We start from the raw sequence: 13,595 nt of genomic DNA, 5'->3' as shown, positions 1-13,595 counted from the left end.
CCTACACCTCCCGGCAGGTAACGCCAGGCTTGTTTTTCTTGGCATCCTTTTTATCTTTTTGGCTCGGTGCAGTGATACATGGCTTGAGCGCCTTATCGCCCAAATCATTGATCTGTTGCTGCACTTCGCCGAGATCACCAGTGGAGAGATGGTCGACGGCACTGCGCTCAGATTCCGGCAGGTCCGTGACCTTCAGCGGTGCGAAGTCGCCATCGCAGGGCTGGCCGGAAAAGAGCAGCGAGTTGCTGTCATTGATGCACACGTGTTGGTGCGTGGAGTGTAGTTCCTTGCCAAAGACGGAGTAGTCAGCACCCTGTTGGATGGTGACTTCCTGCGCCTCGTTGGTGGCCACGTAGTAATTATTGGACAAGAAGTTCTTCGCCCACAGGCCGGCACCAATGACCAGCGCGAGCACGATGAGCAAGGCAATGAGGACCTTCCAGCCGATCTTTCGGCCGGAAGTTTCGTCCTCCGTGTCGTCGTCGGCATGCTCGGGGCGCTCGTTCTCGCCCTCGGCCATGACGGCCGGTGGAATTACTTGCGGCTTGCGGGAGAGCTGTGCCGCCCGCGAAGCAGAAGAATCCGGGTGGGTGGGCTCTTCCGTCGGGCCGGCGAGCGCGCCCACGCGGAACGGCTCATGTTCCTTGGGCTTTTCTTCAGTTACTTCACCGATTACGACGGTGACATTATCCGGGCCGCCCGAACGGATAGCCAGGTCCACCAGGGCGGATCCGGCCTGCTCGATGCTGCCTTGACCCAGCGCGGTTTCGATGGTGGACGCGGTTACGGGGTCCGAAAGACCATCGGAACACAGCAAGATGCGGTCGCCCGGCTTGGCGTCGAGAGTAAACAGCGTTGCTTCAACCGGACGGCCCGTATAGGCCTTCAGGATGAGGGACTTTTGCGGGTGCGACGAGACGTCGCCCGGGTCCAGCTCGCCCTTGTCCACCAAGGACTGCACGTAGGTGTCGTCCTTGGTGATCTGCTTGAGCTTGCCGTCGCGCAGCAGGTAACCGCGGGAATCGCCCACGTGGCAGACGCCGAAATCCGTGCCGTTGAAGAGCATGGTGGACAGCGTGGTGCCCATGCCTTCGGTCTCTGGATGCGCCTTGACGTGGTCACTGATGGCCTCATTGGCCTGCTCGGCGGCCGCTTCCAGCAGGGCCTTGGTGTCTTCCTGGCCCGGATCTTGGTCCAAGATTTCTAGGTGGTTGACCATCAGTTCGGAGGCAACCTCGCCTGCCGCGTGGCCACCCATGCCATCGGCCAAGATCAAAAGGTGAGGACCGGCGTAGCCCGAGTCCTCGTTGTTATCGCGAATGAGGCCGCGATCGGACTTAGCAAAGAAGTTCAGCTTCAGTGTCATGCGTTCAACCTCACGGTGGTGCGGCCCAGCTTAATTTCGGAGTCCGCGCCGACTACCTCGGGTTGGTCGATGCGCACGCCATTGACAAAGGTGCCATTGCGAGATTCCAAATCCTCCACAACCCATTCGCTGCCGCGGCGGAATAGCCGGGCATGGTGGCCAGAAGAATAATCGTCGCCCGTGACAAAATCGCAGTCCGAGGCGCGGCCCAGCGTGCAATCCTCCAACGTGCCCAACTCCATATGGGAGCCCTGCAGGGGACCCTCCACGATGGACAGCTGCTTAATCGCTTCCCGACGCCGCGGTGCGCCAACCTTCTTCGACTGCTGGCGGATAGCACCGGCAGATTTATTAGTATCGCGGCGCATGGCGTTCAAGGCCACCAGGATAAAAATCCAGAGCAGAGCCAACAAGCCGATGCGAAGCGCCAGCATGATGACTGCATCCATGGCGACCTCCCTTCCTTAACTGAACTTAGTAGCTGTGCGAATCAAGACCCGTAATGCGGACCTCGATGTGGGAATGGCCCATGGTGATCACATCGCCATCGGCAAGCAACCAATTATCAATCGGCGTTTCATTCACCGTGGTGCCATTGGTGGACTGCAAATCCACCAGCACCGCGTCTTGGCCGTTCCAGGTGATCTCCGCGTGCTGGCGGGAAACACCCGTATCCGGCAGGCGCAGGTCCGCGTCATTGCTGCGGCCGATAATATTGGAGCCTTCCTGGACGTGGTACACGCGGGACGAGCCGTCCTGCAGCATCAGGTTGACTGCTGGGCCCTGCGGCTGCGGGGCGGGTTGACTATCTGGAGCAATGAAAGCGGTAGTTACTGCATCATCGGCAGTATTGTCGTGCTGCTCGGTCATCTGGTCCTCCTGACCATCAAAGTCGTGGAAAATAGCCTCAAAACCGGTCTCTTCCGTGGGCTCGTGATCAATAAACGAGGACACGCGAAGCTGACCCGTACGCAAACCAGATTCCTCCGCCACCCGCACGATCACGGGGCCCGCAAGGGACCATCCGCTATTGCGAATAAAGCGCGTCAACTGGTCTGCACAATCGGCCGGCAGGTTGCGATCCTGGGACAAGTTCTCCAAATCCTTGGAGGAGACACCTACAGTCATCACGTTCGGACTATAAAGATTGTCATCGTCGCCGCGGGCAAGATTGTCTTGTGCCTCTTGCTTCAAAAGCTCATCAATTTCCGCGGGAACGACCTTGCCGCCGAAGACAAGTGCCATGCCGTTATCAAGGCCGCGTTGCATGGCAGAGTCCAGCTTCGCCAGCTTTTCCAAAAACGCCACGAGCCATTCTCCTTTCCACCATGCAGCGATCAGTAGCGATCAGTATAGTTTGTTCACCCCCTCGAAACGTAGATGGCGACGCGAAAGTTCCCAGAATTTTCGCCGCTGCCTCCCCGAAATAGTCTATTTTTCCTGCAGATTTGTAGTTCAGTGCGTTCTTCGTGGTATCTTTATCAAGTCGCTAAGGCAACCACACCCTGCCCGGGTGGCGGAATTGGCAGACGCGCTGGCTTCAGGTGCCAGTGTTCGATAAGGACGTGCGGGTTCAAGTCCCGCCCCGGGCACCATGAGCAGTTGAACAAACTGCGACACCGGAGGTAACAAACTCGAAAGGGTTCGTGACCTCCGGTTTCTTTCTTTTTCTGAACTTTGGCGGTCGAGGATTGTAAGTGTGGGGATTTACATCCTAGCTCTCGCTCTTGCCTTTCGAATTTTTATTTCGATGGTGTCAATAAATCATCTTGCTTTTTGTCCTGATTTAACGCCCTAGCTTTGAGTTTTTGGCTTACCGACTAGGCAGTCAATCCGAGGCCTGATGATTGGTTTGTTTGGTTGACAACCTCTAGAGGTCAGATCGATGTTGTAGGAAAGCAATTACGGTCGGATTGCGCCTAGGAAGTGATTGCTAGATCAAACCTGTACTCCTTTTTGTTCGTTATGGGCGTCTAGTAAATAAGTTCCTATTTCGTCTGATCGCTGTATGAAGCGCGTGATATAGAAAAGATTCCGCATGCTTCGTCCGAGCATTCGTTCTTTTCGTAGCTCAAAGTCAGTTAAAGTGTCCTTATGAGAGGAATGTCTCAACGAGCTATTGAAGAAACAGATTTAAATCTGCACTTCAGGGCGCAAAAAATTTTAGCCTTAATCACACTGATAGCTAATATTGGAATTAGTGTCACGGGGTCTATAGTCCGCGTTACTGGCTCCGGTCTCGGCTGCAACACTTGGCCGAATTGTCATGCGGGCTCCCTTGTCCCCGTTGAGGGCGCTGCGCCGGCAATCCATCAAGCAATTGAGTTTGGCAACAGGCTATTGACTTTTATCCTAGTGGTTCTTAGCTTTTCCTTATTCATTGTTGTGCTACGTGCGAAACGCCGTATGGAGATTATCCTCCTTACTGTTTTTATTGGTTTAGGGATTGTAGCTCAGGCCATAATTGGTGGCATTACCGTTCTCCTGCAGTTACAGTGGTCAGCTGTCGCTTTGCACTTTTTGGTGTCCATCATTCTTGTATGGATTTCCGCATTGCTCTATTTGAGAGTGCAAGAGTCAGACTGGGACGAACCTTCTCTCGTTATTACCCCAGCATTGCGTGCAGGGGCATTAATCGCAGCAATCGCACTTGCTATCGTCGTCGTCACTGGAACGCTTGTGACTGGGTCTGGGCCACATGCTGGGGATGCTGAGGTTGGAGCGGAAGGACGCTTAGCTTTTGACACATTGATGTTGACTTATGTCCATGCTGGAGCTATGTATGTCTACCTCTTGATTACAGTGGTGGTAGCAATATTTTTACATAAGTCTGGAACTCCAAAGGGCATTCAACGAATCGCTAAACTTCTTATTTTGTTCATCATAATTCAGTGGGGGATCGGGGTTCTGCAAGTTTATTTGGGGGTTCCAGAGTGGGCTGTCCCATTGCATGTTTTGATGTCTACGGTTGTCGTTACATATACCGCTTTTCTATGGGGGCGGGGAAGGAGCCGTACTTTCCTCACTGAATCTTAAGGCTGGTTCCGGTTGGGTTGGTGAACCGACAATCCCTAGCTTCGTCTGTGAAAACCTAAAGACTGTCTCTTTCTTAAGCGCTGCTGCTTGGCGTGCAGGATTTTGGTCTTTTGAGCTAACGCGCGCGTGTCCGATTTTTGCCCGGAGATTGCTTCCAGCTGTTCGGGAATGTCTAGAGTCAGTAACGGTTCTGTTCAGTTGGGGTGTATCACACTGACACACCCTCTACCACGTAATCTATGACTATGGGAAAGCTGATTGGGGAGCGACATGTTTCCGTCATCCTTTTTGAAGGATTCGAGGTGTTAGACGTCTTTGGGCCGGTGGAGCTTTTGAGTCAGGTTCCGGACATACGTATAAGTTTTTTAGGAAAGAAAAAAGAGCCCGTCCAGAGCGCCCAGGGCGTACGTGTCTTGACAGATCTGCCTTACACAAACCTCGAGAATCCGGATATTCTCCTGATCCCCGGGGGTGCGGGGACGCGAACCCTAGTTCAAGACACCACCTTCCTGTCCTGGTTAAAGGAAACGGGACAGCGCGCCGAGATAGTGGCATCGGTCTGTACTGGTTCAGCCCTACTGGCAGCCGCGGGTCTCCTTAAAGGGCGCCGAGCAACGAGCAACAAGAGGGCATTCGGTTGGGTTTCTTCCTTGGATGATGATGTTGAATGGCAATCTCAAGCCCGCTGGGTAGAGGATGGAAAAATATGGACATCCTCGGGCGTTGCGGCGGGTTTGGACATGACTGCCTCGCTGATCCAGAACCTCTTCGGTGCAGAAGCTTTTGAAGAAGCGACCACGCTAGCGGAATATCAGCCACAAACAGACAGCACTGTCGACCCCTTCGCCCATATTCATGGCCTCATCTAGTTCACCTTATAAAAAGCCCCAGCTGGCCTACCCGACCCCCGCAGACACACCTCATCCCAAGCCAGACAGTCGACGACGCCCATGATAGACCACGGCCGACGGGCAGGTGCACGAAAACGCCCGGGCAGTGGTGTTGTTCTGCATCGTGGGAGCCATCGGTGCCGCCATCGACTTCGGCACCATGCACTTCCTCGAAACCTCCGGGGAAAACGCCCTGATCGGCCGGGCAATCAGTTACATCCTGGGCAGCCTGTTCGCCTACTACGTCAATAGCTTTGTCACTTTCTCCGGCAACTGGTCCACCACCGAGAAGCTGAGGGCCTTCATCGTCTACACCGCGTGTTTGATCATGGCGGTGCTGGTCAACAAGCTTGCCCGTATCCCGCTGGCGGATTTCGAGCACACGGTTTTCCTCTCGTGGGTGATTTCGCAGGCAACAGCCACCACTCTCAACTTCATCCTGCAGAGCAAGTGGGTGTTCACCAGCGAAAACACCTCACGGTGAGCGCATTCCGCTCCGCCAAGCCCCTGCCGAGTAAGCGACAACCCGGCAAGCACCCCTCATCCTGCCCGGCAGGGCAAGGTGGGAGAAGGACTGTCGGGTTAGACGTCCATCTCGATTGAGGTGGGAGTTCCGTCCCTCTTCGTCTTGACCGTCACGGGGTGCCCTCCGAACATGTACCCGTCGTCGAACTCGACACCAACGTTTCCCCTGTGGGGAATGCTCACCACAGTCGGAGTCAGCTTGGCGTAGACGTCCTCCACTCCGAGTTTCGGGGCGGGTGTCGGCCTCCCTTCCGCCTCGGCCACTTCGTGGCGGCACCGGTTCGCGGCCGGAAGCGCTTTTTCGGCCCCCAGCATGCGCGCGTTATCGAGGTACTCCTGGGAGAGGACGTTGTTGATGAAGTTCAGCGCCGACTTGAACTTCTTCGCCATGTTCCCCTGGCCCGCGAGGAGCAGTTCCGGACCCTCGTACCACATACTGACCTTGACGCCGAGGTCGTCCGCTTTTCCCTCGAAAGTCGGGAACGTCCGGTCAAGGACCAGTTGTCCGATATTGGCCTCCAGGATCACCGGTTCGGCGGTCTTGGCCGAGAGTTCTTCCATCTCTGGGTCGGGCAGCGGGTCAAGCATTTCCCAAATGGTGACGTAGGGTTCCTTCCTGATATCGGAAAAGAAGTAGCTACCCCGCGCGCGATACACCTTGAACGGCTCCAGATCGGCGATTTCCCGCGGATCCCAGAGCGTCTTTCCCTGCCGGGTGTGAAACAGGTGCGGGTAACGCACATGGATCCTCCCGGTGGTTACTTCCCCGTCGGGAAGTAGCCGGAGAGCCACACCAGGCATAAGCATAAGTTGGAGTTTGAGCTTGTCTTTGGCGTAGTCGTCACCCACGACTCTCTTTTCCGGCACCGAGGAGACGATGAAGTGGAATTCGACTTCCTCTTCCTTAGCGCTCCTTTGCGTAACAGGGTCGTCGGGAAATTCCTCGTAAAGCGACAGCATGCGGCAATGGTAACTCACCCTACGTGCCCCCGCACCGGAATTCATGGCGGCGGGACCCGACACATGTTCGCCCCGCGCACCTCCGATCCACAGCCAGCCAGGGGGCATGACCGGGGTGTTTGTTACCGTGTGTGTATGAACCGACACATAGTGCCCGCCCTCGCCCTCGCCGCCGCCTGCACCACCGTCGGCGCCTGCTCTACCAACCAGGACACCGGGGACAGCCCCGCCACCGGGGTCTCTGCCTCCCCGACAGTCGACAAGGGCCCCGTCGACCCCCACACCACCGTCGTCGACGACACCGCCGCCCCGCAGGGCTACACCATGGACAGCATCAACCGGATGATCCAGGACCAGGAAGCCGAAAGCCCCGGCATCAACCAGGACATGGTCTCTATGGCCCAGGAAGTCACCGCCGACCCGGCCGAATGCGCCGCCTTAATCCCCACCGGCGTGACCTACATCTCCAAAATCGTTCAGAACCCCGACGCCATCGCGGCCCGCGACTTCACCAACGAGTCCACTGACGCGACACTCAGCGTCGCCGTCTCATCCGACCCGCAGCTGTTGAACCACCCCCGGGACGTGTCGGTATGCGAGTCGATCACTAGGACCCACGCTGGCGGATCCACGTCCTATACTGCGGCACCCATGGAGCTGCGCGTCGACGGCGCCGACTCCGTCACCGCCGCCGAGGTGACCCTGACGCAGTCCTCCTCCCTTTCCGGTGACAACGGCTCCGTCAGCCGCATCGCCTACGTCGAGATCGACGGGGCCACCTACACCGTCTCCGGCTCCTCCGAAGTCGCACCCGAAGATTTCACCCGCATGGTCCAGGCGCAGGCCGAGAAAATCCGCCAGCGATAACAAACCGCGGGTCATGCCCGCCCCGCTCCCCGGGCACCGGTGGCGGGCAGGAGACGTCGCCTACCGTCAGGCAAGGCTGACAGGGTCCCACACCCCAGCCGCGGTGGCAGGATCCCCGCCCAGGATGGGGTCCAAAAGGAGACCGGCGATACGCAACGCCTCACCGACATCCCTCAGGTTGTTGCGCACCCCGGTAAAGCCCGCGCCTTCGACGGGTACTCGCTTTCTCACTTCTTATCGGGCACGGTGATGCGCTGCGGCAGGGTCATCGACCGCACCCTGCACTGGGTGTTCAGGGCGGAGCTCAGGCCCACCGCCGAAACGGGCAACTCAGAGGCAATCAGGGCGATGTCGTAGAGATCGTGGTAGCGCGTCGACGCCCGCCCCGGAGGGGTCGCGCCGTGGCGTTCGTACATCGCGCACACCTTGTCGGCGAGCTGACTGGCTACAGATAGGAATGGACGGGAAAACTCGGAGGGAGAAACCGGTTTTAAGCCGGTGACTAGGTGTAGTCGTCCGGTAACTTCTATCAAACACGAGAGTAAACTTAAGTATCAGTATTGGACGGTATGGAGAGACGCACGATTAAAGTCCGGCGTTCCTACGCGCTCTTACAACCGGGGGCAATCCAAACTCGAACAGAAAAACATTGAGTTTCAATGCAATGGCTTAGTGGATACGAACTTTATTGGCACGACTACGGGAACTATCGTAGACGGTGATTAAACTTACACTGCGACTGTTAACACTAAACCGTTTAGAGAAGCATGCAAGGTTTAATAGGTAGAACTTCAGATAACAGCAACCAGGCTAGAATCTTTGTGCTCTTTGCGCGTACGGAAGCTACGTATGACGAGGAATTCGTCGGAATAGCTTTAACTAGGGAGCAGGAGCGTGCCATGGGCGAGCATGTTGATTCTTCAGATATAACCTGTTGGACTGAGCAAGTTCCCCTTCAAGGCTGGAAAGGGAAACTAAACAAGGGTCATTTCCCGAGACTTGTTTATCTCGTTTTTAGGGAAGGGTATGCGCAACATTCCTCCGTGCGCCACCAGGAAATTAGCCCAGATATACTAGCTGCGTTTACCACGCGTGAAGCAGCTCAAGCTGATGTCGTTTCTCGGCAGAAAAAGGAGCCTACATTCCTGCCGAGTGAGTTTCATATATGGGAAGTCGAATTCGGGGCTTTGACCGAAAACTTCCGTGGTTGAGGTCCAAAGCTTCCCTTCTAATGAGATCGGTCCGTCTCGCATCCTTGAAACTCAATGTATCCCGTTAGGCCAGAGCATGTACTATCTCTTTCCAGCAATCGGTATCACCGGTTACGGCATTGGAGGGGAAACTGGAAATTGAAAACACCCACGAGAAAATACCTTCACTAGGGACAGTATCGCCGTCGACCTCGCCACCAACAACCATCCTTCTGCTCAGGAAGTGACCGATTTTCGACGACAAATGAAATGTCAATCACTGAAAATGAGCACCCTTTTGCAAGAAGCAGGAATCAAAGCCAGCACAGACGAGGAGAAACCGCCCATCGGTCCAGCAGAATCCACCACGTCACGTGCTCGATCAGCCCAATCACAGGAAGTAGCGTTCTCAGGGGTGCTGCCTTTCCCTCAAACTACTTGAGCAGGTTGAACACCTATTGCTTCATCGATGAATCTCGGATCATTTACCATTAGTGTTGAGAGGTATAGTGACCTAGTGTCGATACCTAGCCGAGGTGGCCATTTTGAAAGTTCACAAGTAGATCACTGCTTCATTGGCTAATTTTCTTTTATCTCCGAATTCACCTATTGCTGCAGAACCTGCCCTGCTTTCTTCTCAACCAGTTGCCGCAGTTTGATACGGATGGAGAAAGGTCGATGGATGTCCAGCCGTCGCCCCTTAAGAGCGAGTGTGGGTAATCCAATGATGAGGAAAAGGCGAGACCGAAGGCATCGAGGGAGAACGACGGTTTAGATCATGCAGGTACATAAACCCCATTTTCGAGGCTCTGTACTGGGCGTGGAGCGAAACTGTACAGTATTAGAAAGTTGACTAGAACATGGAACTGACACCTAGAGCACAAGAATGCTTCGCGGTTGCTGCTTCAATCGCAGAACAAGTTGGTGTAGACAAAATAGGCGCCGAGCATTTGCAATTAGCCCTCCTACAAGATGAGGATTCAATTCCTTATCAAGTTCTTGACGCTGAATACGATGCTGACCTGTTTCGGAAAAACCTATCCTCCTACTTAGAAAAGGAAGGATATAAACAACCGACTAAACGCACTTCTTTTCTTCCGCGTAGAAACTAGCCGTTTCTCGAGCAAACCTGAATTGCTGCCAATCTTGTCACCAAATGCTGCACGGAAGATAAAGGCTAGGCTAATCTCCGGAATGAGAAATCGAAAGCCATTTATTGGCTCACAACATGTGCCCCATAAGCGCCATTGCGATCCGCAGAATAAGGAAAAGAGTTCTGGCGCTTTCAGAGTAAACGGTGAGCCAATTTAACATGCGATAAAATCCCACCTATTACTACCTAATGCGCCGCTCGGGAATGTGGTCTTTGATGCCTTCATTCCCAGTTTTAAAATGGGGTGAGAGGCCCGAAAAGTTGAAAACAGGCTGTTCGTCACTAACCAAATTCGAACAGGCAGTGTCGAAATGACGCATTAAGTCATAGTGCAAGATTTACGTAGAGGTATGGGTGCCTAAGACAGGTGCCCCCTCAACGAGTCCGAATGGGAAGTCTGCAACCTTTCGTGCGTGGCTGAGAATGTAGATAAACCAACCATTGATGGTGTCCCCCTCCCAGTTCGTGACCTCGCCTTGGAGGGAAGGGCGAATGCTGAAGCTGGCGTTTCAGTTGCTGAGATTAATGCTTCCATGGGCTCTAATTATGAAGAAAGCATTACGGTTAGTGAAGGATGCGACCGGGATCTGCCACGGGAAAACGATTGGTTATGTACCCTTCTGGAGACACTGTTTTCTTTGAAAAGGGAGGGTTAAAGGCACTGCCTTTATGCCTACAGGAGTTGAATGTCAGGTAGTGTCTGACTGGTAAAATTAAGACATGCGGCTAAACAAGATCTCTATTGGCGCTATTGCCTTGTCACTATTAGTTGCTGGATGTAGCGATCAAGATAGTACTTCTCAAGAAGCAGACGGAAGCAATAACGGTCTAGAGAATTTTGAATCCCGTCCGCCAGACTCCCCTGTACTCGGAAACGTTTCTGACAACGGTCAGTGCGATCCGCAAATTGTGAGTATGGATAAAGGAAAAAATACGCCGCATATTGTGTACAAAGGGCAACCTGGTGATGCCTTAACTATTAAGTACATGAGCGGAGAAAAAGTCCTACAAGAAGATAACTTTGAGCTATCTAGTACCACTACCAGCGTGCAGACTGGTGCAAATATTTATAACGGGGACTTGGATCACGTCCAAATTAATGCGCACGGGCGTGTAGGGACACCGGGGGAGTGTCGTATCGTAATTAAGTAGTTTCCACAGATAGTTCTAATAGGCTTCATCTCGAATCATTGAGAGGAACAGTCAGCTGAGACTAGATAGGTGTCTAGGTAGGCCAACGACAATTCCCCGAAAATTTACAGGCTAGGGTTTCGGTCAAACTGTCGAATGATGGTCGTGGAGCCCCCTGAGGATCAGTGTGTCCAGAGTAAGGGAAGAACGGTTTTTATTCAGACTACACCCTTCGGGTTCTGGTTATTTGAAGCTGATTTTCAAAGTTCTGTAGGGATGGGTTGGGGAACCTCGGAGTTGTCGGCCGTAGAGACTTTCAATTTCCCGCCCTCATACGCGGCTTTGCTCCCATCACTTGGTTTTGGCTGAGAGCGGGTTTTCGGCCTTTGTGCGTGCGGCCTTTTTCGCTGACGTAATTTCCTCTCTGTCGTTTCCGACTATTGGCCGCTCAAGTTTCGAAAAGCTGCCGAGGGTGTTCATCAGCAAATCCGCACGAGGATTCGGGCGTCGTTTGCAAACGGGAGATTCGCTTGCGAAAAGTATCGTTCACACGGACTTATCTTTTGGTGTGACAACCTTCCGAAAGTCAGACCCATACTACTAAGTAAAGCGCCTACAGCGATTGAGAGCCCAAAGGGCACCATGCTCACAATCGTAATCGAGTTCCAGTCACTATTTGTAGCTAATTCATCGCATTCTGGTTATTTGCTTAGGATAGCTATTTTACTGGTACATAACGAGTGACTATTCCGAAATCTGCGAGACTTTAATTTTCTTCTAATGCGCGAATAAATGTGACTTTGAGCTAGCCCTAGCGCTTGGTCTTGCTTTTAGAGTGCAAAGGAGAAACGGCGAAGATTAGTAGCTACTATCAGCCTTTTCTGAGCTTTCCGAGGCGGCCGCTTCTAAGCGGTCCTTACTTGGCGGAAGGACCGTAATTATTAACAACGGGATGGTTCCTATTAAGGGGATGAAAAATAAAAGAACCAAACTTCCGGGAAATCCTGCATCCTGTACCCTTCTAGATAGCAATGCAAAATAGGAATGAATAGAGAGTGTCCGTTTCTTTGTGTGCGGGGCTTGGTTTACAAGTAGTCCGCGAATCGGTTGGGGTAAGCCACGGCTAGTTGGTTGATGGCTTGTTTCCACCCGGTGGCTTTCGCTCCTTCAATATAGCCGTTGCATTTAATATCGCGTTTTGCTTTCTTCGCTCGCTGGGCAGCGCGCTTGTCTTCGATGTTGCAGATCATCAGCCACAGTGTCTTTAGTGCGGCAGTATCGTTTGGGAATTGACCCCGGTTACGGGTAGCTTTACGCAGTTCGGCGTTGAGCGATTCGATGGAGTTGGTGGTGTAGAGCACTCGCCTGGCCGCTGGTGGGAACTGCAGAAACGGCTCGAACCGCTCCCATGCATCCCGCCAGACTTTGACCGACTGGGGATATTTCCGGCCAAGTTCACTGGCGTCGAAAGCATCCAGGCTGTCACGTGCGGTGTCCTCGTTAGCGGCTGTGTAGACCTCACGCAGTGCGCGGGAGACTGCTTTGCGGTCCTGGTAGGACACCCACCGGTTCGCAGCCCGAATCAGGTGCACGATACAGGTCTGCACCATGGAATTCGGTCAGGTTGTCTCCACAGCTTCCGGCAGGCCTTTGAGCCCGTCGCAGCACACGATGAACACGTCTTGGACACCGCGGTTGGCCAGATCTGCACACACCGATGCCCAGAATGCGGTGCCTTCATTGTCAGCGATCCACAATCCCAGGATGTGCTTGATGCCGTCCATGTCGACACCAACCGCCATGTAGCAAGCCTTGTTGACCACGCGGTGGCCGTCACGGATCTTGACGCGTAGCGCGTCGAGGAAGAGCACCGGGTAAAAATCGTCGAGCTGGCGGTTTTGCCAGATCATGACCTCGTCCAAGACCGCATCGGTAATGGTGCTGATCGTATCCGGGCTCATATCCACACCAAGGGTGGTTGCGAGATGGTGCTGAATATCGCACACGGTCATCCCACCGGCGTACAGCGAGATAATCATGTCGTCGAGCTCTGTGAGCCGACGTGCACCCTTGGGCACCATCCGAGGAGTAAACGTGCCGGCACGATCCCTGGCAACGGTCACTTCAACCGCGCCGTAGCCAGAATTGACGGTCTTGGTGTAGGCCCTGTTACGGTGATTGCTGCTCTGTGCGGTTTCCACCTGCGCTTTGGCCTTGCGGTCGCAATGGCTATAGCCCAAATGCGCATCCATCTCCGCTTTAAGACCAGCGTTGATCGATGCCTGCAGCAGGCCTTTGACCAGCTCGCTTGCATCATCAGCAGAAGTCGACAGCTTGCTGATCAAGCTGGCGATTTCAGGGTTTTCCATCAGCTTCTCGCTGATCTCGTTGACCCTTGTCGGTCATGGTTTTTCTTCGGTGACACTGTAGTCATTATCGGTGAAACTCCTTCTAGATCAGAGCCTCACACACAAACT

Annotated in this window: 14 protein-coding genes, 1 tRNA gene and 1 pseudogene; 9 read left to right on the top strand and 7 right to left on the bottom strand. The window is 53.9% G+C overall.

All coding sequences use genetic code 11. The features are described 5' to 3' along the window. Position 1 precedes the first annotated feature (1 nt). The 3 genes from QP915_RS10735 to QP915_RS10725 are packed head-to-tail and all read right to left on the bottom strand — an operon-like array spanning position 2 to position 2,674. Positions 2-1,366: a PP2C family protein-serine/threonine phosphatase gene (locus tag QP915_RS10735; protein ID WP_284769315.1), complete on the bottom strand. Its 1,365-nt coding sequence runs from the start codon at positions 1,364-1,366 to the stop codon at positions 2-4. Continuing rightward, positions 1,363-1,815, bottom strand: coding sequence for an FHA domain-containing protein FhaB/FipA (locus tag QP915_RS10730; protein WP_005329668.1), 453 nt, complete (start codon positions 1,813-1,815; stop codon positions 1,363-1,365). The genes QP915_RS10735 and QP915_RS10730 overlap by 4 nt, the downstream gene beginning before the upstream one ends. Positions 1,816-1,840: 25 nt before the next feature. After that, complete coding sequence (locus tag QP915_RS10725; RefSeq protein ID WP_150851627.1) at positions 1,841-2,674, bottom strand: FHA domain-containing protein; 834 nt, start codon at positions 2,672-2,674, stop codon at positions 1,841-1,843. A 199-nt stretch (positions 2,675-2,873) separates the two neighbouring features. On the opposite strand from QP915_RS10725, the gene QP915_RS10720 reads away from it, so the two are divergent. The 4 genes from QP915_RS10720 (at position 2,874) to QP915_RS10705 (ending at position 5,776) form a co-directional block, all read left to right on the top strand. Beyond that, positions 2,874-2,961: transfer RNA gene (locus tag QP915_RS10720), tRNA-Leu, on the top strand. 499 nt (positions 2,962-3,460) lie between these two features. After that, positions 3,461-4,402: a COX15/CtaA family protein gene (locus QP915_RS10715; RefSeq protein ID WP_284769314.1), complete on the top strand. Its 942-nt coding sequence runs from the start codon at positions 3,461-3,463 to the stop codon at positions 4,400-4,402. A 239-nt stretch (positions 4,403-4,641) separates the two neighbouring features. Beyond that, complete coding sequence (locus tag QP915_RS10710) at positions 4,642-5,271, top strand: DJ-1/PfpI family protein (RefSeq protein WP_350309429.1); 630 nt, start codon at positions 4,642-4,644, stop codon at positions 5,269-5,271. 106 nt (positions 5,272-5,377) lie between these two features. Then, complete coding sequence (locus QP915_RS10705) at positions 5,378-5,776, top strand: GtrA family protein (RefSeq protein WP_284769313.1); 399 nt, start codon at positions 5,378-5,380, stop codon at positions 5,774-5,776. A 98-nt stretch (positions 5,777-5,874) separates the two neighbouring features. On the opposite strand, the gene QP915_RS10700 is transcribed toward QP915_RS10705, so the two are convergent. After that, the gene (locus tag QP915_RS10700; protein ID WP_284769312.1) at positions 5,875-6,777 is read right to left on the bottom strand and encodes a DUF2262 domain-containing protein; all 903 of its coding nucleotides are present in this window, start codon (positions 6,775-6,777) and stop codon (positions 5,875-5,877) included. A 135-nt stretch (positions 6,778-6,912) separates the two neighbouring features. On the opposite strand from QP915_RS10700, the gene QP915_RS10695 reads away from it, so the two are divergent. Beyond that, positions 6,913-7,644 (top strand): hypothetical protein, encoded by a 732-nt coding sequence (locus tag QP915_RS10695; protein WP_284769311.1) that lies wholly within the window; start codon positions 6,913-6,915, stop codon positions 7,642-7,644. 227 nt (positions 7,645-7,871) lie between these two features. Here QP915_RS10695 and QP915_RS10690 read toward each other — a convergent pair whose 3' ends face one another. Next, positions 7,872-8,177 carry a nucleotidyl transferase AbiEii/AbiGii toxin family protein gene (locus tag QP915_RS10690; protein WP_284769310.1) on the bottom strand — a complete coding sequence of 102 codons (306 nt, stop codon included), beginning with the start codon at positions 8,175-8,177 and terminating at the stop codon, positions 7,872-7,874. Positions 8,178-8,543: 366 nt separating this feature from the next. On the opposite strand from QP915_RS10690, the gene QP915_RS10685 reads away from it, so the two are divergent. The 4 genes from QP915_RS10685 (at position 8,544) to QP915_RS10670 (ending at position 11,139) form a co-directional block, all read left to right on the top strand. Further along, positions 8,544-8,855, top strand: coding sequence for a hypothetical protein (locus QP915_RS10685; protein WP_284769309.1), 312 nt, complete (start codon positions 8,544-8,546; stop codon positions 8,853-8,855). An 839-nt stretch (positions 8,856-9,694) separates the two neighbouring features. After that, on the top strand, positions 9,695-9,946 hold the full coding sequence (locus QP915_RS10680) for a Clp protease N-terminal domain-containing protein (protein WP_284769308.1): 252 nt from the start codon (positions 9,695-9,697) through the stop codon (positions 9,944-9,946). Between the two features lie 454 nt (positions 9,947-10,400). Beyond that, positions 10,401-10,643: a hypothetical protein gene (locus tag QP915_RS10675; protein ID WP_284769307.1), complete on the top strand. Its 243-nt coding sequence runs from the start codon at positions 10,401-10,403 to the stop codon at positions 10,641-10,643. A gap of 64 nt (positions 10,644-10,707) precedes the next feature. Next, entirely contained in the window at positions 10,708-11,139 is a 432-nt protein-coding gene (locus QP915_RS10670; protein WP_284769306.1) for a hypothetical protein, read from the top strand. A gap of 837 nt (positions 11,140-11,976) precedes the next feature. Here the strand turns inward: QP915_RS10670 and QP915_RS11780 are convergent. Further along, complete coding sequence (locus tag QP915_RS11780; protein WP_502869334.1) at positions 11,977-12,267, bottom strand: DUF805 domain-containing protein; 291 nt, start codon at positions 12,265-12,267, stop codon at positions 11,977-11,979. Beyond that, positions 12,204-13,552 (bottom strand): annotated as a pseudogene (locus QP915_RS10665) (IS256 family transposase). The gene QP915_RS11780 and the pseudogene QP915_RS10665 overlap by 64 nt, the downstream one beginning before the upstream one ends. Between the last annotated feature and the right edge of the window lie 43 nt (positions 13,553-13,595).

Source organism: Corynebacterium sp. MSK158, from assembly GCF_030229085.1.
Taxonomy (GTDB): Bacteria; Actinomycetota; Actinomycetes; order Mycobacteriales; family Mycobacteriaceae; genus Corynebacterium.
The sequence above is the reverse complement of the archived record's forward strand: the minus strand, read 5'-3'. Positions and strand labels throughout refer to the sequence as shown.